This window comes from Flavobacterium sp. AC105 (assembly GCF_979258495.1).
Window position 1 is genome coordinate 1,401,990 of sequence record NZ_OZ409860.1, and the last position, 19,461, is coordinate 1,421,450.

Below are 19,461 nucleotides of genomic sequence, written 5' to 3' on the forward strand. Positions count from 1 at the left end.
AGCTCAACAAATTAGTTGAGCTCATCTAATAAATCCTGATACGTAATTTTTGGCGCTACCGGATTGGCATTGTTATTTATCACTTTTACACGAATGGCTCTTAAGCCAGAAACGCCCTGAAGATCTTCAACCTCAAATTGTTCGATAGAAGGTTCCAGGATTTTCTTGTGCTGTAAATATTTGATATATTTCAGATATTCCGTTTCTTCACTATTTTGAGAATAAACAATCGTAATTTTTTCTTTCTCGGTAATTCGGTCTTTTGTACCTTTTATATTCGATTTGTCAATACGTTTTTTTACAACTTCATATCTTGCATTATAAGTTCCGTCAACATCAAAACGTTTTTCATCCATTCTAAAACGAATAGAAAGCGGTGCACTAAATACTAAAATCAGCGAAGTCACATCTAACTCATACGGAAGCGATTCCTTAAGCTGGTGATGTTCTAATTCCATTTCGCATAAAGTCTGCAATTGCCACAAGCGCAAGTTGTGCAAATACATAATATCAAATGGTTTAGTTGGCGCTATCGAAGCTCCTATATATAAATTATGCTCAACACCATCAGTTTTAAAGCGCTCGTAATAATGCGGATAAATTTGCTGTGCCTCCTGCTGTTTTTTATCTAAAACCGAAGCCAGTTTTTTATTGATAATAGACATTGCATTATCAAATTTCTTTCTTTCCTGATAAAATAATCCTGTTTTTTCGTCCAGGCTTTCAAAATACAATTCCTCTAATTGTTCATTTTTGGCATTGCCTTTCGTATTCTTTAAAATAGGATGAATTTCTTCTTCAATATAATGCTGAATATGCTGTTCAGTATCTGCTTTTAGCGGAAAATCCAATTCATTTCGAAGCGATTCCAATTCAAATTTTCGTTGTTCCAGAAGTACTAAATTAGAATTAGGTTTCTGGTTGTCAAAAATATTCAAAAGTGCTGTAAGCTGATTTTTCAAGTCAATCTTAACGGTTTCATTTCTATGTTCAGATGAACCTTTAATGTCGATTTGTCCATACAGCGGAAATACATTTTTAAAGACAATTTCCTTAAAAATATAATCTTTTGTATGATTCATGTTTTGAAAATAGTTTTGAGATTCTTTTCTGAATTTCCAATAAACACTTGGGTGAATTGTAGTGTATTCACGCTGGATAATAGCTTCAATCTGATGCTGCATATCTGTATTATAACGATCAATTGTATCGGTTAAATACGGTAAAACCAACTCCAGTTTTGTTGCGTTTATGGTATTTAAAGCTCTTGCATCTTCAGAAACTAATTCGACAACGCCCAGTAAATGCCCGTCTTTTATAACAGGAGCAAAAACGCAGCTCTTAATACCTTGTCTTAATAAATGTTCGCCAAGTTTTTTATTGGGAAATTCTTCGATAAATTTTTCAACATTCGAAATGACAAGAGGTTCTTTTTTATCTAGTAATTTTTCAAAAGTGCATCCAAAAAAAGCATTTTTACAATCTACTTCCTGATCTTTTGAAAGGAGAAAACTTTGAAGCTGATTGTCGAATTTTACAGGTCTGATGAATTTTTCTTCTTCCGAATTATAGATGATAAAGCCAACTTTTAAATTTGGAATTTTAAATATTGATTTAAAAATGCCTGATATAATTTCGTTAGTCGCAACCGTTTTTGTATCCGGTTTAAGCAAATTACTTTTTAGGTTTGAAATAGCACTTTCAGTCGTTGCATCAAATAAGGAAACAATTCCGAAACCTTTTAAAATCCAGCTTCCTTTTGGGAATTTTGATTTCCAGAGTTCAATATCACCATAATTATCCATCAACAAATCAATATCGTCCTGGGTCAATTCTATGGCATTTTCTGTTGGAATAATTTCCATGAAATCAGCATTATACAAAATTCGATAATGTTTTTCTACACCATCTTCATCCGGAATATCATAGAAAAAAGGTTTGTTAAAATCTATTTTCTGTTTGTAATAAACACCTAAAATCAGACAACAGTTATTAACATAGAATTGGTGATCGTCAAAATCACGAATTTCCATATCAAATTCAGATCCGGCGTTACTTAAAATTTTCTTGAAACGTTCTGTATAATTGAAAGATAAATTCTGAAAGGGAATTGTAACAGCTTTTATCTCGTTGTTTGTTAAGGCAGTAGGGAATAAATCAGCCAATAAATATTTTATTAAAGCTTCATTATTTTCAATAATAGCATAATCCTGAATTCCCGTTCTTAGCTCAGGAAGCTGCTCAATTTGTTTTAATATGGCTTTGGCGTAGTTCGCGCGATAATCAACATTGGATAAAGCAATTTCTTCAAAAGATTCAATTAGTTTATGAAATGAGATTATGGTTTTAAAAGGACTTTCGTTGTACAAATGAATATCCATCTGAATTTGTTTTTAGGCTACAAAATTAAGCAAATATTAAGAATGTTAGCTAATTTATTATTTCTTTCGTTTATGATTATATAAAGGTTATCCCATATAAATAGGCCGTTCTGAAATTTCTTTTTTATTTTAACTAAATATTAACATCAATAATAACGGAACGATCGTTCCGTTATTATATCTTTGTACCATAATAATTGAATAATCAATAATTTAAAAACAAATAAAAATGAAAAATTTAGAAAACAAAGTAGCTATAGTAACAGGTGGAAATAGCGGAATTGGGTATGCAGCTGCAGCTGAATTAGCAGCAAAAGGTGCAAAAGTAATTATAACAGGAAGAAACAAAGAAGCTTTGGCTCAGGCCGAAAAAGAGTTAAATGTTACCGGAATCGTATCAGACCAATCTGATTTAAAATCAATTGATAGTTTGGTTGAACAAGTAAAAGCACAATTCGGTAAAGTTGACATTTTATTCTTAAATGCCGGAATTGCTTCATTTGCTCCGGTAGAATCAGCTTCAGAAGAACATTACGACAGCATTATGAACGTGAATGTAAAAGGAGTTTATTTTACAGTTCAAAAAGTATTGCCAATCTTAAATGATGGTGGATCTATTATTTTCAATACTTCAATCAACGCTCACGTAGGTATGCCAAATTCAAGTGTTTATGCCTCAAGTAAAGCTGCGGTTTTATCTTTAAACAAAGTTTTTGCTACAGAATTAGCACCAAGAAAAATCAGAGTAAATGCCGTTTCTCCAGGACCAGTAGAAACTCCGCTTTACGGAAAATTAGGTTTGCAAAAAGAAGAAGTTGAAGGCTTTGGAGCAATTTTAGGAGAAAAAATCCTGTTGAAACGTTTTGGACAAGCTTCAGAAATTGCTAAAACTGTTGGTTTCTTAGCTTCAGATGATGCGTCATTTATTACAGGAGCAGAAATTGTTGTAGACGGTGGACTTACTGTTAATGCAGTAGTATAATTTTTTTCCTGAATTCAGGAACGATTATTCCGTATTTTTGTATCTTTGCAAAGTAATTTAATTTAAAAGTCATGGCTAGAACAAAAGAATTTAATGAAGATCAGGCTTTAGACAAAGCGATAGAGATATTTTGGCACAAAGGTTATAATGGCACTTCTGCACAGGATTTGGTAACGCATTTGGGTTTAAGCCGTTCTAGTTTGTATGATACTTTTGGAGATAAACAGAAACTTTTTACGCAGTCTTTGCATCGTTATCAAAAAAATGCGCAGGAACAAATAGTTGAACTTTTTGAAAAGTCCCAGAACATAAAAGAAACCTTGCAGGTTATTTTTAAACAAGCAGTTATTGAAAGTTTGGAGGATCGAATTACGAAAGGCTGTTTTATGGTAAATTCGTCTGTTGAACTTGCGATGCATGATGAAGAGATTGCGAAAATTGTAAAAAACAACAGCCAGATTATGGAAGAGATTTTTACAAGCGCCGTTGAAAAAGGTCAGGCCGCCGGACATATTTCTAAAACTACTGATGCGAGAGTTTTAGCCCGATTTATCTTTAATAATTATTCTGGAATTCGGGTTTTAGCCCGAACCGGAGAAAGAGATAAACAGGTTTACGATGATATTCTCAAAGCATTGTTTTCTATATTATAAATTGGAAAACGGCTAAATTAAAAAAAGGCAATTACATTTGTAATTGCCTTTTTTTGTTTTAAGTAAGTAATAGAAAATGAATAACTTTTAGCTTTTTTCTTCTTTATTGAAATAAACTAAATAGTAATACATTTGTTTTTCTTCATCCCAGCCTTTTTCAACAAATTTTTCTGCACTTTCAGGATTGATGAAATCCATTTTAATCTGAATATGTGTATCAAGATTAATAACGTTTTTAATCGATTTTCTGGCGTCAGAAACTGCTGCGTTTGCAATAGGGAATGAGGTTACATCTTCGATGCTGTATTTTTCTCCTTTATCAACTTTATAGTTTTTGAATTCAGGAATTAAGTCTGGATTGTCTAATACTTCGTTTAGGAAATTTTGCTCTTCGAACTGATCGTTTTTTGCGAAATAATTCACAGATCTGTTCATAAACATTACTTCTTCTTTTTTATCTTCTGCAGGTAAAACAACATCTTTCGCGAAGTTTTGACAGAATTTCAGGTATTTTTTAGTGATGAAGTTTTCATCTTCAAAAGCATCTACAGATAAAAAGTGCTCTAACCAATAACGCGCATCATAACGGTTACTGTCTACGGTTAGAATTTTATATCCTTCGTCTTTTTTATAATTAAAAATCAAACAGCCTTTATCTAATTTACTCAGGTTGATTCCTTGTTGCAGGATCATTTCAAGGTTGCTGTTTTTTTCTTCAAACTGTAAAAAGTCAGCTTGTAACTCACTTTTAAAAATTCCGATAGCGTCAACAACATTATTGTCGATACTTAAATTTGTTAAATACGTTACATAAACCTCTCCGTTTTTAATATGCGGATGATTCGATTGTTCGAATAAATGTGTGGTAATTTTTTTCGAAATCTCCTGTAATTTACTCGGATTGTCAAAAATCTCCGTAGCATATTTAAACATGTCGTTGTAATCCAAATCGACTTCGTGCGCAAACTGATAATAGTTTTCTTCTTTTTCTCTAAAAGGCTTAAAAAAGTACTCTTTTATCAAAGGCACAATTTCATCATTCAAATTAAAAGGCTGTTCCGATAAAAAAATCGCTTCGTTTCGGCTCTTGTTTCCTACGCGGTGTATCGCAAGCGTCTCGATGTGGGTGTTAAATAGGTTGATCATATTTTGAGTTACTGAGATTCTAAGTCTCTAAGATTCTAAGTTTTCTAAATAGTGTCCTTTAATTTTTTAATAAATGACACTAACATTCTTTCGATCTCTCGACTATCCTCGTATAAATTGTTAAATTCTTCTTCTTTTATGTAAGTAATATTTTTTGCAATTTCAAGCTGAGTCTGCATTTCAAATATTGACCCCATCGAAATATATAAAAATCGTAAAAAATCTTTAGTGCTTTCTCTTCCGGCTCCTTCTGCAATATTACTTGGAATAGAAACTGAACTTCGCCTTATTTGAGAAGTTAATCCAAACATTTCTTCTTTTGGAAAAGTGCTTGTTGCTTTGTAAATTTTGGTGACTAATGAAATTGATTTCTGCCAAACTAAGATTTTTCTATAATGACTCATTTTTTATTTTTAAATTATTTTTAAAAATAAGAAAATTCTTTCATTATAAAAAACTCAGCATCTTAGAGACTTAGTATCTCAGAAACTTAGATCAATTCCAATTCTCTTCAAACCCATAATCTTCAAAGCTGTCATCGCCTTCAAACATGTCAAGATCTTCTTCGTCTAAGTCGTCTTCAAATTCTCCGTAGATATCGTCGTGCATATCTGCTTCAAAGCTTTTTTCTCCGGCTTCATCAGGCATTTCTCCGTGAGAAAATAGCGTTTCAGGATATGGAGCGCCTGCAATTTGATCTTCAATCGCAGCCAATTCAACTAAGAAAGTCCACATATTGATGAAATCATATACGTAGATAATTTTAGTATTTTGCTCATCTAAGAGATCAGATAATTTATAATCGCTCATGGTTCTTTGTTCTCCGGGAACATCGCCAGTATCAAAAAGTGCAATTTCATCTTCCTGATTCCAAGTTTCATCGCAGGTATAAAACGAAGCTACTTCCATTCCGTCAAAACCAAAAGCGTTGAAGATAGCATTGTGTAAATCTTCAAGCGTATCGTCTTCAAGAATTGCAATGTCTCTAAAAATATCTTCTTCGGCGTCTAGAATTACTCTAAATTTATAAACCATAATCTTTGTATTATTTGAAAAGTCAAAGGTAAAATATAAAAAATGAAATACGAATCACGAATTGCGATTTGTTGAAAAGATTTTTTAGTTGTCAGGTTGAGCACATTCCGATTGTCAGGCTGAGCGGAGTCGAAGCCCACGTTCCAATTGTAGCGCCCTTCGACTCCGCTCAGGGTGACACCTGTATTTGATTTAAAATTTATCTACCAACCAAACGTTTTCGAATCTTATGATAACGTTTGTGATAAGAACTATGACTTGGATAACTTCGACTGGAGGTCATATTGTTAAAAATCAAAGCCGTAAGGAGCAAAATCAATGTGCCAATTAAAACAGGAGAAATCACATACATATAACCCAGTGCTTTTATTTTTTCAGTTCCAATAATCGCGATCAAAGCGGTTGCGCCTCCGGGAGGATGCAGTGTTTTTGTAATTTGCATGGAAATAATAGCCAGCGAAACGGCGAGGGGAGCAGCAATCCAGATAATGTCCGGTACGAGCTTATGAACCGTAACGCCAATAAAAGCCGAAATAACATGTCCGCCAACTAAATTTCGCGGTTGTGAAAACGGACTTTGAATGATTCCGTAAACCAAAACACTTGAAGCGCCAAAAGAACCAATTAAATAAACCGCATCGTTTCCTGAAAAGTGAATCGATTGAACGTAAGCCAAAACTCCAATTCCAACAAATGATCCTATAAAAGACCAAAAATGTTCCTTAAAATCGATTAAAGTTTCCTTATAAAGAATATAGCGTGTTTTGCGGTAGCTTCTTTTTAATTTTTGAGTGGGCATTTTGTGGTATTATTTTATTTTTTGCTACAGATTAATGATTAATAATCGGTGATAATCTGTGTCAAAATTATATTTTTTACTTTACTAAACCTTGTGAATAAGAATATACCGTGTAAGGATAAATCATTTTTGCCGTATATTTTGAGATTAGGCAAACGACAAGAATCGGTAAAAATAAAGTATAATCGTTTGTTAATCCGCAAACTAAAAATATAGCTGTAAAAGGCGCATGAATACTGGCGCTTAGAACCGCTGCCATTCCGATAATCATAAAATTAACCGGAATTACATTTACATGAAAAAAAGTATTTAAAATCGAAGCCACTAATAATCCTAAAAACGCTCCGATAAAAAGACTCGGAGCAAAAACACCGCCGTCGCCTCCGGAAGCTAATGTTATGGATGTTACGATAGGTTTTAAAAGCAGGATTCCAATAAAAGTCAATGCTAAAGTTAGCGTTAACGGAATCTCTGATGAATTACTAAAAATTCCTTTTATAGCATGATATCCTTCTCCATATAACTGTGGAAAAATAAATAAGGAAACACTTAAAACAGTTGATCCAATTAATATTTTATAATAATGAGTTCCGATTTTTCCAAATTGAGATTTGAAAAATAATACGCAGCGTGTTAAATAAACAGAATTTATTCCGGCAAGAATTCCTAAAAGAATAAAATACGGAATCGCTTTTAAATGCCAGGTTGTAACGGAAACCGTAAATAAAGGTTCTTCTTTTAAAATAGAAAGTAAACCAAAAGCAACAGAAACGGCAATTACATTCGAAATGATAAATGCACGCGTCACTTTTCGTGAAATAACTTCAAGGGCAAATAAAATTCCGGCAATTGGAGAACTGAATAAAGCCGTAACTCCGGCCGCAACTCCCGCACAAATTAATTCGGTTTTGTACTGACGAAATACATTTTCTTTTTGCTGTGCAACAGAACCAATTGTAGCAGTTGCAACAACGGTAGAAACTTCGATTCCGGTTGAACCTCCAAAAACTACAGTTATTAATCCGTTGATAAAGTGAGATGGAATTTTATAAGCAGGCAGATTTTTTGAAGTCGATTTTGTACTTTCAAAAACTTCCTTAATTCCTTTATTTTCTTTTTTCTTAAAAAGATATTGTCTGAGGAAATATATTACGGATAAACCAAAAACCGGAAAAAGAATATAAAAAAGAGGATTTACCGAAACCTCGTGAAAGAAGATTTCCTCGTAATATTCAGTGATTTTTTTTAATGAAATTCCGAGAAAGGCAGATAAAAAGCCAATTAAAATGGAAACAATAACTAATTTTCGGAAGGTAATAAATTGATGATTCTTTTTGATTTGCGCCGTTTTTTTCATCAGAAGTAAATTTGTAAATCGCATTTTTTTATGCGGATTACAAAATTAGAGAATCAAATTCGGTTTTTAATAAAAAAGAATCATTAAAATGTGTTAAAATCATAAAAACAAGAAAATTCTTTCGATTTGCTTTTTTGAATTTTTTTTTTAGAGAGATACGGATAAAACGATCGCAAAGATTCTGATTTTTGTCATTTCGAGTCACGAGAAATCGCACTAGAATTTCGTAAAGTAAATCGCCAATCTTTGTCGATTTGCGCGTGTGATTTCTCCTCTGTCGAAATGACAAACAGTGGGTTTTGTCATTAAAATAAAAAAAAACTTAGTGCCTTTGCGGCAAAAAATTATCTTTCATAAAACTCAATGGGCAACAAATCCGGATCTGCGATAAATGTAAACCGTTTCCCGGTAGTTTCATCAATTCGAATGGGTTCAGATTCTACATTTTTAGAATCTAAAAAAGCAATAGTTTCATCAAGATTAATGACTTCAAAAGCCAAATGACGCAATCCGGCAGCTTCAGGTCTTGAAGGACGTTTTGGTGGATCTGGAAATGAGAATAATTCGATAATATAATTTCCGTTTAAAGCCAAATCAAGTTTGTATGATTGGCGTTCTTCACGATAGATTTCCCTCACAATCGTCAAACCTAAAACTTCGGTATAAAAAGTTTTAGATTTTTGATAATCAGAACATAAAATGGCAATATGGTGAACTTTATTTAAGGTAAGCATTGTTTATTTTGATTCAGGTTCCTGATTTAATTTTCTAATAACTTTTGCCGGATTTCCAACAGCCAATGAATTATCCGGAATATCTTTTGTTACAACAGATCCGGCACCAATAACGCAGCCTTTTCCAATCGTTACACCCGGACAAATCACAGAATTTCCGCCAATCCAGCAACCGTCTCCAATTGTAACAGGATACGCATTTTCGAGTGTTTTTCGTAATTCAGCGTCAAGCGGATGTGATGCTGTATAAATTTGAACATTTGGCGCAATAAATACATTTGACCCAATATTTACGGGCGCACAATCCAGAACAACACAATTGACATTAAAATAAACATTTTCTCCGCAATTAATATTGTAGCCGTAATCACAATGAAACGGAGGTTCTATGTAAAAACCTGGTCCCGTATTTGGAATTAATTCTTTTAAAATTTCTTTTGCTTTTTTGGTTACTCTATATTCTTTTACATTCAGGCTATGCAAAAGATTTTTTGCAGTTCGGCGCCCTTTTACCAATTCCGGATCAAAAGCATTGTAATATTCGCCCGAAATCATTTTTTCTTTTTCTGTCATGATTCTATTTAAAGCAGCTTTTTCAAAATAACAATTTGCCCCAAATGATAAACATCATGCTGAATAATGCCATGAATATCTTCATAAAAATTATGATTGTTATTTGGATCTATTTTTTCGAAACCGGAATCATCAAAATCACTCAAAAATGTGCTCCATTGTTCCTGGGATTTTGCAAGACTTTGCAGCGATTGTTCCCATGATGGTTCAGATGAATCTAATATTGGTACAAAATAATTGTGATCCGGAGTTGTAATGATTTCTCCCTGAACACGTCTTAAAATATTTCTTCTCCATTGTATCAGGTGATTGACAATTTCCCAAATTGTATTTAAATTTGGATTAATTTTTTTATAAGCCTGAGCTGCAGTAACATCTTTTAAAGTATCTGCTAAGGTAACCTCAAGCCACGGATTTCCATTGTAAATGGATTGATATAAATTTGAAACTCTTTTACTTTCTGACATAATTAATAGTTTTTTGCAATTTATAGCTAAGATACAAATAAGTCAATTACAACTCATCCCCGAAATTCTACAATTGGGTTATTTAATATTTTTTAACTAAAACTGTTAAAATATATTTGTCTCATCAAAATCAAATATCATGAAATGGCCAACTGAAAATCTGCGAAAGCAAACCAACATAAAAGGCGATAACATACATGACCAAAACCAAATAAAATCAACAGGTATGACAACCAAATTACTTTTTACACTTAGCTTTTTGTTTTTAACAACTGCATTTTTTGCTCAAAATACCATTTCAGGAAAAGTTGTGGATCAAAAAGGCAAACCGGTTCCGGGCGCTAATATTTACATAGACGGAACTTACGACGGAGCGACAAGTTCTGAAACAGGAGAATTTTCTTTTGAAACAACAGCTGCAGGAAATCAAACTTTAATTGTTAGTTTTTTACTTTATGAAACTTTCAAAACAGAAATTGATGTTACCAATTATAAAGATCAAACTGTTAAATTAAGAGAAAACGTAAATGCTCTTGATGCCGTTGTAATTACTGCCGGAACATTAGAATCCGGAGATAAAGCAAGAGTTTCGGTTTTAAAACCATTAGATATTGTTACAACAGCCGGTTCAGCCGGAAATATTATTGCAGCATTGCAAACTTTGCCGGGAACACAAACTGTGGGCGAAGATGGGCGTTTATTTGTTCGTGGAGGTGAAGCAAGCGAAACGCAGACTTTTGTTGACGGACTTCGTGTGGCGCAGCCTTATGGCGCAACAACAAATAATTTGCCAACCCGAAGCAGATTTTCGCCTTTCTTATTTAGCGGAATCGCTTTTTCTACCGGAGGATATTCTGCTGAATATGGAGAAGCGTTGTCAAGTGTTTTATTGTTGAATACACAAGATGAACCGGATCAAAACAAAACAGATATTGCTTTAATGACAGTTGGTTTAGGAGTTGGAAATACTCAAAAATGGAAAAAAAGCTCTTTTAGTATCAATACCAATTATATTAATCTTGCGCCTTATCAGGCTGTAATTCCTCAAAATGTAGACTGGAATAATCCTTATCAATCTTTGGGCGGAGAGGCTGTTTACAGATATCATTTTGAAAGAGGGATTTTTAAATTATATGCTGCTTTCGATTCAGAAAAATTCGATTTAAATCAGAAAAATGTAAATTTTGTTGATCCGATAAGAACTGATTTAAACAATAATAATTTTTATTTCAACGGTTCATACAAAGGAGATTTTGGAACGGGCTGGCAAATTACGTCAGGAGTGAGTTACGGTTACAGTAAAAACAAAATCAAATACGATATTAATGATGTTGATTCGAATGAAAATGCAGCACAATTGAAATTGAAGTTGAGAAAAAACATCTCAAATTACTTTAAACTATCTTTTGGAGCCGATTATTTTATCACAAAATACAATGAGAATTTCGATGATAATATTTCTGTTAAAGTTGCAAATGGCTACAATTCTAATATTGCCGCTTTTTATACAGAAGCAGATATTTTATTCTCAAAAAACCTGGCGATGAAAGTTGGTGCCAGACTTTCAAACAATAGTTTATTAAACGAAACGAATCTTGCGCCAAGAGCGTCTATCGCTTATAAAGTTTCTAAAACAAGTCAGTTTTCATTTGCTTACGGAGACTTTTCTCAAACTCCGGTTGTTGATTACATCAAATATTCAAAATACCATCAGTTTGAAAGCGAAAAAGCGCAGCATTACATTTTAAACTATCAATTTACAAAACCAGGCCAGACTTTTAGAGCTGAGGCTTATTATAAAGATTACAGCGATTTAGTTCAATATAATACAAAAGATATTCAGTACAATTCGGTTTTCAATAATAACGGTTCAGGTTATGCAAAAGGATTAGATTTATTTTGGAGAGACAGCAATTTATATAAAAACTTAGAATATTGGATTTCCTATTCTTATATCGATTCTGAAAGACAATACAAGAATTTTCCAAACATGGCAACACCAAGTTTTGTAGCCAATCATAATTTGTCTATCGTAACTAAATATTTTATTACAGACTGGAAATCCCAAATAGGTTTTACAAATAGTTATAGTTCAGGCCGTCCGTACAATGATCCCAACCAAACGCAATTCATGAACGGAAAAACAAAATCATATAATAGTTTGAGTTTTAACTGGGCGTATTTATTAACCACACAAAAAATCTTGTATTTCTCAGTTTCAAATGTATTAGGAAGTCAGAATGTCTTTGGTTACGATTATGCAAAATTACCTGACGCAAACGGAGTTTATAATAGACAACCCGTTGTACCAACTGCAGACAGATTCTTTTTCGTAGGTTTCTTCTGGACGATTAGTCAAAACAAAAATGAGAATCAGTTGAAAAATTTATAGTCTCTAAGTTGCTGAGATTCTGAGTTACTAAGAGAAAAAAACTTAGAAACTTGCAACTCAGAATCATAGAAGCTTTAAAAGAAACAATTCAGTCATCAAAATCAACAACTCAGTATCATTTAGTTTTAAAACAATAAAAACAGACATACTTTTGAAGTATAAAATTAGAAGGCAGTAAGTCGCTATCCCGAAGCTTCGGGACTAAGTTACTAAGAAAAAAACTTAGAAACTTAGTTACTCAGAAACTTAGAAACTTCAAAAAAAACAACAGAGTTTTAATCATCAACAAAAAACTTAGAATCTTAGCAACTCAGAACCTTAGTAACTTAAAAAGAAAAACCATGACCAAAATTATTACCATAACCACATTATTTATTTGCAGTCTGCTGTCTGCTCAAAATGTAAATCTTACTGTTTCGGTTTCAGGCTTAAAAAACAATACGGGAATCGTAAAAGTAGGCTTGTACAATTCAGATGAAACATTTCTTAAAACCACTTTTAAAAGTGTTACTTCAGAAATTAAAAACAACGAAGCTACCGTAACATTTGTTGGTATTCCTGCCGGAGAATATGCAATTTCGACGTATCACGATGAAAACAATAACGGAAAACTGGATAGAAATGCAATGGGAATACCTGCTGAAGATTATGCCGCTTCAAACAATGCAAAAGGATTTATGGGGCCTCCTGCCTATAAAGATGCTAAATTTGTTATTAGCAAAGATTCAAAAATTGAAATTATATTATAAATAATAACTAACAACTTAAATTAAAAACAACCATTTAAATTACTTATAAAATGAAAAAAATTATCACATTGATCGCCTTATTTGTAGTAGTAATAAGCTCTGCACAAACACAATTTGAACAAGGAATGACAAAAGCTTTCGGACTTTGGAAAGAAGGAAAAAATACAGAAGCTTCGGCTTTGTTTGAAAGAATTGCAGCAGCAGAAAAAACAAGTTATTTGCCTAATTATTATATAGCCTTAATGAACACTACAGCTGCTTTTACTGAAAAAGATAAAACAAAAATCGATTTGTTATTGACAAAAGCGCAGGATGCATTGGATATCGAATTAATAAAAGATCAAAATAATGCCGAGTTATATGCCATGCAGGCTTTGATTTACACGGCTTGGGTAGTTGCAGATCCAATGACAAACGGAATGAAATACTCGGCTAAAGTGATGGAAGCTTACGCAAAAGGAAAAGCGATTGATCCAAATAACCCAAGAATTGTTTTTGGCGAAGCTGATTATCAAATTGGAGGTGCAAAATGGTCAGGTGTTGATACAAAACCACTTTGTGCGCAAGTTGATAAAGCTGTTGAACTTTTTGCTACTTTTAAACCAGCAACACCTTTTTCTCCAAAATGGGGATTAGAAAGAGCTTTGGAAACTCAAAAAAATTGTAAAAAATAATTAATTAAACCTACGCATAAATGAAAGATCATAGAAATGTATATTCAGATTTAAAAAGTGGAACGATTGTCTCATTCAAAATTTCTATGATTTTTACCGTAATATTTTCAGCCTGTTTAGGTGATGATTTAAATATTCGAAACGTTCTGATTACTTTTTTTATAAGCTGTCTTTATTCTTTTGGAGTAGGTTTTGGAAACGGGTATATCAATGTTCTTTTAGATAAAAAATGGGATTGGTTAGAGCAGACAAACCTAAGAGTTTATTACGGAATCATGGTTACTGTGATGTACACGGTTCCGGTGGTTTTAGGTATAAACTATTACATTTATGTTGTGCTGCAAAATATGTCTTTAGATAAATTTTTTAGCGAAAGAATGATTTGGGTACACCTGTTTTACATTATTTTGTCTTTAGGAGTTTCGACTTTTATGCAGGCCAGAAGTTTTATGGTGAAATGGAAGCAGGCATCAAAATTCGAAATAACACAGCAAAAGATTATTGCAGGAACGGCAAGTGCCAAATTCGAAAGTTTAAAAAATCAGATTGACCCGCATTTTCTCTTTAATAGTTTAAATGTTTTAAGTTCTTTAATCGAAGAAAATCCGGATAATGCACAACGTTTTACGACTTCTTTATCAAAAATTTACCGTTACGTTTTAGAACAAAAAGACAAAGAACTGGTTTCGGTTGAAGATGAATTATCGTTTGCAAAAACGTATATGAATTTACTGAAAATGCGTTTTGAGAATAGTTTGTTTTACGAATTGCCTACAACGAATATAAATCCGGATGCAAAAGTGGTTCCGTTATCATTGCAGCTTTTACTTGAAAATACGGTAAAACATAATGTGGTAAGTGAGCAAAAACCTTTGCATATCAGAATTTTTATTGATGGAGATTATTTAGCCATTCAGAATGATTTTCAAAAGAAAGAAGTTTTACAGGACAGGCAAGGGGTTGGTTTACAGAATATTGTAAATAGATACGGCATTATCACCAACAGAAAAGTTTTGATAGAACAGAATGAACAAAATTTTACGGTTAAGATTCCAATTTTAACAAAACAAATTACAGTTATGGAAACAAATGCAGATTACAGCGACGAAAATAAAGCCTATTTCAGAGCTAAAAAAAGAGTTGAAGAACTAAAAGGATTTTACGCAAACGTAATTTCATATTGTTGTATAATTCCGTGTTTAATTTTTGTAAATTTAACCTATTCTCCTGGATTTCAATGGTTTTGGTTTTCGGCTTTAGGTTGGGGATTTGGAGTTACGATGCACGCTTTTAAGGTGTTTGGATACAGCTCTGATTGGGAAGAGCGAAAAATAAGAGAGATTCTGGAGAAAGAGAATAATAACAAACAAACCTGGAAATAGTCATGGAAACAAATTGTCACACTAATCAGGAAAGATTCGAGTTTCAACAAATTTTCAACAGAAAAATAATTAAACTCAGATCATTTTGCATTCATGCATTTATATATCTTATAGCATTAAATGTCTTTATTCTGAAAGAATATTTTGGATTTAATTTTGATTTTCTTCCAATCGGAAACCTAAGTTATGCGATGATAATCTGGAGTTGTGTATTTTTCTTTTCTGCGATCGATTTAATTGTTTCTTATACCATTTTTGGAAGAGAATGGGAGGAACGTAAACTAAAAAGCATCTTAGAGAAAAGACAGCAAAAACAAAAATGGGTTTAACTATGGAAAAAGATTATTCTAATGCAGAACGCCTTTATCAAGCTCAAAAAAAAGTCGAAGAAATTAAAAAGTTTTATCATCATTTGACGGTTTATCTTCTTTGTAATCCTATTGTAATAGCGGTAAATCTGATGACTTCGCCGGGTTATTTGTATTTTTGGTATTCGTTGCTGGGTTGGGGAATTCCGGTTGTTTTACATGGACTAAAAGCTTTTGATTGTTTTCCGTTTTTAAATAAAGAATGGGAAAAAAGAAAACTGGATGAGATTTTAGAAAAGGAAAATAATAAACAAACCTGGATTTAATTATAGAAACAAATTTAAATAATGATCATGAAGAGTTTGAACTTCAGCAAATAGCAGGTAAAAAAGTGGTTAAGTTAAAATCGTTTTATACACATTTGTTCATCTATATTGTTGGATTAATTATTTTTATCTTAAAACAATATTTTGGAGTTCCTTTAAATTTCTTTCCGTTCAAATATTTAAATTATTTTGTAATGGGAGTCTGGACAATCGCTTTTTTAGTTTCTGCGATGGATATATTCGCTTCTTTTAAAATTTTTGGAGAGGAGTGGGAAGAACGTAAGCTGAAAAGCATCTTAGAGAGAAAAGAAAAAAAACAAAAATGGGAGTAATCATGGAAATAAATTATAACGAAGAGGATAGATATTACCTTGCAAAAAAGAAGGTGGAAAATATTAAAGGCTTTTACGGAAACCTTACTGCTTTTATTGGTGTAAACATCATTTTGATTATCATTAATTTGTGGACATCTCCACAATATTTATGGTTTTTCTGGCCACTATTGTGGTGGGGAGTTGGAGTCGTTTTTCATGGATTAAAAGTTTTTGAAGTATTTCCGGTTTTAGGAAAAGGCTGGGAAGAAAGAAAAATCAAAGAAATCATGGAAAAAGAGAAAGCAAGTAAAAACAAATGGCAATAATTAATTCAATATAAAATGGGACGATTTAGAAGACGCATGTACGAAGAATATGCACACGAATTTAGTACAGATGAAAGCTATAATATAGCATACAGAAAAGTAAAAAAAATAAAAGGGTTTTATTCGCATTTGAAGGTTTATATCATTGTGAATGCTATTATCATTATTTCAAGTGTAAATAGAATTTATATTGGAAATCACTTCGAAATAAGAGGTTTTAATAATTGGGAAATTTATTCTACAGCATTTTATTGGGGTATTGCGTTAGCCATTCATGCATTTACGGTTTTTGGGCCTGATATCTTTTTCAATAAAGATTGGGAAGAAAAGAAAATTCAAAAATATATGGAGAAAGAAAGCTCTAATAAAAATAAATGGGAGTAACTTTAAATTATTTTTTTTCAATTTTTTCATTGTACTAAATGACCACATTAATTATAGAAGACGAAAAACCTGCAGCAAGATTGTTGCAGCGCAAACTCGAAAAGTTAGCTATTCCCGTAGAAACCATGCTGCATTCTGTAGAAGAATCAGTGCATTGGTTTACAAATAATGAACATCCGGATTTGATATTTTTGGATATTCAGTTATCAGACGGTTTATCGTTTGAAATATTTGAAAAAATTGATATTAAAAGCGCTATTATTTTCACAACAGCTTATGATGAATATGCGTTAAAAGCTTTTAAACTCAATAGCATCGATTATCTTCTAAAACCTATTGATGAAGATGATTTAGAAATAGCGGTTACTAAATTTAAAACGCGTTTACCAAAGGTAAGTTCAGAAAATCAGAATCTGCAGCTGGATTTTGAGCAAATTCGCAAAATGCTTTCAAATCCTTTTGAGAAGAATTATAAAAAGCGATTTACAGTTAAAATCGGACAGCATTTAAAAGTGATTACTACTGACGAAATAGAATGTTTTTATAGTGAAAACAAAGGAACTTACATTCATACTTTCGAGAACAGAAACTATTTAATAGACTCGACTTTAGAAATTTTGGAGCAGGAATTAGACATGAAAGATTTTTTCCGCGTAAGCAGAAAATTTATTGTCCCGCTTCAGGCGATAAAAGAAATCCAGGTTTACACCAATTCACGTCTAAAAGTTATTTTACCTACTTATAAAGAAGATGAGGTAATTGTAAGCCGAGAAAAAGTGCAGGATTTTAAAGCGTGGCTGGGATAATTATTTTTCTTTAGTTGAAGTGATTTCTAAAGCCCCTAATTTCCATTTCTGGTTAATTTTTTGAGAATCTACAGGTTTTATAAAAGATATCGAAGCAATTTTTTTTACATCTTCATTAATTGTAGAAATGTTGATATACTTAACAAGTTCATCATAAGGCAGATTTTTACTTTCTGCCTTACTTCCAAAAATACCAATTTTAGATAAATATTCAGCTGATGGAATCTCTTTCTTTAAAGGAGAATTTTCAATATTATTTTGATAAAATGTTTCCAGAATGAATTTTTTGGTAGCTATAATAACCACTCCTGAATTTGAACCAAATTTTTGTAAAATCTCAGCACGACTCCCTTTATACACATATATAAACATATCATTTTTATTGATAAGTTTCAATGTGTTTTCTGCGTGATCCATGTATCCAATGTTTTTTGCATTCAAAATCACTAATGGATTCTCTTTGGTTTGAGCAGAAATCAAACATGCAAAAAGAACTGAAAACAAAAAAAAGATTTTTTTCATAGATTAGTTAACTTGGTTTTTTTAGCCTCTAAAATCATATAAAACTGAATTCCGAATAGAATAGAAGCTAATACCAAATGTATCGCCTGGCTTCCTATTGGAAAATCAAAATAAGCCATTGCTATTCCGGTTACAATTTCAATTGCAATAATGAAAAGTACCCAATTTATTTTTGAAAATCCTAATCCAAATTTTTTGTTTTTAACGTATAAATACAAATTCACAAGCAAAACTACAATAGAAAATGAGCGGTGTATATAAAAGACAATTGAAGGATTTTGCAGCCAAAGAATGCTTTCAGTCAAACCGTTTTTTACTTGTTCATCAACAAACTGACGTACTTGTGTACCAATCGCCACTTGAATTAAAGTCAATAAAAGCGAAAATAAAAGCACTTTTTTGAAGGTTGAATTATAAACCACTTCGGCTACTTTTGGTCTGGCCAATTGAATGATGTATAAAATTACAGCAACAATTACCAAAGCCATAACCATGTGAACGGTTATTTTAATAGGATTCAGTACAGAGTAAACCACTTTTGCACCTAACCAGGCCTGAAAGCCCATCATAAAGACAACCAACCAGGAAAGTAAGGTGATTTTTTTGTTTTGTTTCCAAAATTTGAATGAGGCAATTGCCATGGCAAAACAAGCCAGTCCGGCTAAAGCACCACACAATCGGTTAATATATTCAATCCAGGTATGCAACGGATTAAAAATTGCATAATCGTGTTTGGTATATTTTTCCCAATGCGAATCATCAAAAGTCGTTTGCGTGGTAAAATTATCTTTCGCAACCAAAAGCGTCTCATCTTTGATGATAACTTGTCCTTTTTCAAAAACACGATTTGGTTCCCATGTTAATTCTTTTAATTCTGTTGGCGGAATATAATATCCAAAGCATTTTGGCCAATCCGGGCAACCCATTCCAGAACCAGTCATACGGACCAAAGCTCCGGCAACAATTACTAAATAAACTAAAACTAATGCTGTTTTTGCGATTGTAGGGAAATATTTTTTCATTCTTTTTTTGAGTGACTAAGATCCTAAGTTGCTGAGGTTCTAAGTTTATTAATTTATTTGATTGGAAAATTTTCAGGGTTTTGTCTCGTATCCCAAATGTCCAGAACAACAATTTCAGTTTTCGTAATT

23 protein-coding genes are annotated in these 19,461 nt (G+C 32.5%); 12 read left to right on the forward strand and 11 right to left on the reverse strand.

What is annotated here, in order from left to right:
• Positions 1-11 precede the first annotated feature (11 nt).
• On the reverse strand, positions 12-2,381 hold the full coding sequence (locus tag ACZ0AH_RS06305) for a GAF domain-containing protein (RefSeq protein WP_463474967.1): 2,370 nt from the start codon (positions 2,379-2,381) through the stop codon (positions 12-14).
• A 229-nt stretch (positions 2,382-2,610) separates the two neighbouring features.
• On the opposite strand from ACZ0AH_RS06305, the gene ACZ0AH_RS06310 reads away from it, so the two are divergent.
• Positions 2,611-3,363, forward strand: coding sequence for a glucose 1-dehydrogenase (locus tag ACZ0AH_RS06310; protein WP_463474968.1), 753 nt, complete (start codon positions 2,611-2,613; stop codon positions 3,361-3,363).
• Between the two features lie 71 nt (positions 3,364-3,434).
• Positions 3,435-4,016 (forward strand): TetR/AcrR family transcriptional regulator, encoded by a 582-nt coding sequence (locus ACZ0AH_RS06315; protein WP_463474969.1) that lies wholly within the window; start codon positions 3,435-3,437, stop codon positions 4,014-4,016.
• A gap of 87 nt (positions 4,017-4,103) precedes the next feature.
• Here the strand turns inward: ACZ0AH_RS06315 and ACZ0AH_RS06320 are convergent, their stop codons facing one another.
• The 8 genes from ACZ0AH_RS06320 to ACZ0AH_RS06355 all read right to left on the reverse strand — a co-directional run bounded on the left by ACZ0AH_RS06320 (position 4,104) and on the right by ACZ0AH_RS06355 (position 10,127).
• Positions 4,104-5,162 carry a nucleoid-associated protein gene (locus tag ACZ0AH_RS06320; RefSeq protein ID WP_463474970.1) on the reverse strand — a complete coding sequence of 353 codons (1,059 nt, stop codon included), beginning with the start codon at positions 5,160-5,162 and terminating at the stop codon, positions 4,104-4,106.
• Between the two features lie 44 nt (positions 5,163-5,206).
• Positions 5,207-5,566, reverse strand: a complete 360-nt coding sequence (locus tag ACZ0AH_RS06325; protein WP_463474971.1) for a four helix bundle protein — start codon at positions 5,564-5,566, stop codon at positions 5,207-5,209.
• 91 nt (positions 5,567-5,657) lie between these two features.
• Complete coding sequence (locus tag ACZ0AH_RS06330) at positions 5,658-6,197, reverse strand: IS1096 element passenger TnpR family protein (RefSeq protein WP_463474972.1); 540 nt, start codon at positions 6,195-6,197, stop codon at positions 5,658-5,660.
• Between the two features lie 199 nt (positions 6,198-6,396).
• On the reverse strand, positions 6,397-6,996 hold the full coding sequence (locus ACZ0AH_RS06335) for an HPP family protein (protein WP_463474973.1): 600 nt from the start codon (positions 6,994-6,996) through the stop codon (positions 6,397-6,399).
• Positions 6,997-7,072: 76 nt separating this feature from the next.
• A complete protein-coding gene (locus ACZ0AH_RS06340) occupies positions 7,073-8,377 on the reverse strand; it encodes a chloride channel protein (protein ID WP_463474974.1) in 1,305 nt (434 codons plus the stop codon).
• Between the two features lie 320 nt (positions 8,378-8,697).
• A complete protein-coding gene (gene gloA2, locus ACZ0AH_RS06345) occupies positions 8,698-9,087 on the reverse strand; it encodes an SMU1112c/YaeR family gloxylase I-like metalloprotein (protein ID WP_463474975.1) in 390 nt (129 codons plus the stop codon).
• A 3-nt stretch (positions 9,088-9,090) separates the two neighbouring features.
• Positions 9,091-9,663, reverse strand: a complete 573-nt coding sequence (locus tag ACZ0AH_RS06350; RefSeq protein WP_463478090.1) for a sugar O-acetyltransferase — start codon at positions 9,661-9,663, stop codon at positions 9,091-9,093.
• 5 nt (positions 9,664-9,668) lie between these two features.
• Complete coding sequence (locus ACZ0AH_RS06355; protein WP_463474976.1) at positions 9,669-10,127, reverse strand: DinB family protein; 459 nt, start codon at positions 10,125-10,127, stop codon at positions 9,669-9,671.
• Positions 10,128-10,353: 226 nt separating this feature from the next.
• Here ACZ0AH_RS06355 and ACZ0AH_RS06360 point away from each other — a divergent pair, with 226 nt between their 5' ends.
• From ACZ0AH_RS06360 to ACZ0AH_RS06405, 10 genes are all read left to right on the forward strand, one after another.
• Entirely contained in the window at positions 10,354-12,519 is a 2,166-nt protein-coding gene (locus ACZ0AH_RS06360; protein WP_463478091.1) for a TonB-dependent receptor, read from the forward strand.
• A 341-nt stretch (positions 12,520-12,860) separates the two neighbouring features.
• A complete protein-coding gene (locus tag ACZ0AH_RS06365) occupies positions 12,861-13,268 on the forward strand; it encodes a DUF2141 domain-containing protein (protein WP_463474977.1) in 408 nt (135 codons plus the stop codon).
• A gap of 50 nt (positions 13,269-13,318) precedes the next feature.
• The gene (locus ACZ0AH_RS06370; RefSeq protein ID WP_463474978.1) at positions 13,319-13,942 is read left to right on the forward strand and encodes a hypothetical protein; all 624 of its coding nucleotides are present in this window, start codon (positions 13,319-13,321) and stop codon (positions 13,940-13,942) included.
• A 20-nt stretch (positions 13,943-13,962) separates the two neighbouring features.
• A complete protein-coding gene (locus tag ACZ0AH_RS06375; RefSeq protein ID WP_463474979.1) occupies positions 13,963-15,324 on the forward strand; it encodes a histidine kinase in 1,362 nt (453 codons plus the stop codon).
• A 2-nt stretch (positions 15,325-15,326) separates the two neighbouring features.
• On the forward strand, positions 15,327-15,653 hold the full coding sequence (locus ACZ0AH_RS06380) for a 2TM domain-containing protein (RefSeq protein WP_463474980.1): 327 nt from the start codon (positions 15,327-15,329) through the stop codon (positions 15,651-15,653).
• A gap of 2 nt (positions 15,654-15,655) precedes the next feature.
• Positions 15,656-15,958, forward strand: a complete 303-nt coding sequence (locus ACZ0AH_RS06385; protein ID WP_463474981.1) for a 2TM domain-containing protein — start codon at positions 15,656-15,658, stop codon at positions 15,956-15,958.
• A 65-nt stretch (positions 15,959-16,023) separates the two neighbouring features.
• A complete protein-coding gene (locus ACZ0AH_RS06390) occupies positions 16,024-16,290 on the forward strand; it encodes a 2TM domain-containing protein (protein WP_463474982.1) in 267 nt (88 codons plus the stop codon).
• A gap of 2 nt (positions 16,291-16,292) precedes the next feature.
• Positions 16,293-16,598, forward strand: coding sequence for a 2TM domain-containing protein (locus tag ACZ0AH_RS06395; RefSeq protein ID WP_463474983.1), 306 nt, complete (start codon positions 16,293-16,295; stop codon positions 16,596-16,598).
• A 15-nt stretch (positions 16,599-16,613) separates the two neighbouring features.
• Positions 16,614-16,982: a 2TM domain-containing protein gene (locus tag ACZ0AH_RS06400; RefSeq protein WP_463474984.1), complete on the forward strand. Its 369-nt coding sequence runs from the start codon at positions 16,614-16,616 to the stop codon at positions 16,980-16,982.
• A 38-nt stretch (positions 16,983-17,020) separates the two neighbouring features.
• On the forward strand, positions 17,021-17,788 hold the full coding sequence (locus ACZ0AH_RS06405) for a LytR/AlgR family response regulator transcription factor (RefSeq protein ID WP_463474985.1): 768 nt from the start codon (positions 17,021-17,023) through the stop codon (positions 17,786-17,788).
• Here ACZ0AH_RS06405 and ACZ0AH_RS06410 read toward each other — a convergent pair whose 3' ends face one another.
• Positions 17,789-18,310, reverse strand: coding sequence for a hypothetical protein (locus ACZ0AH_RS06410; protein WP_463474986.1), 522 nt, complete (start codon positions 18,308-18,310; stop codon positions 17,789-17,791).
• Positions 18,307-19,332, reverse strand: coding sequence for a COX15/CtaA family protein (locus tag ACZ0AH_RS06415; RefSeq protein WP_463474987.1), 1,026 nt, complete (start codon positions 19,330-19,332; stop codon positions 18,307-18,309). The genes ACZ0AH_RS06410 and ACZ0AH_RS06415 overlap by 4 nt, the downstream gene beginning before the upstream one ends.
• Positions 19,333-19,461: the final 129 nt, after the last annotated feature.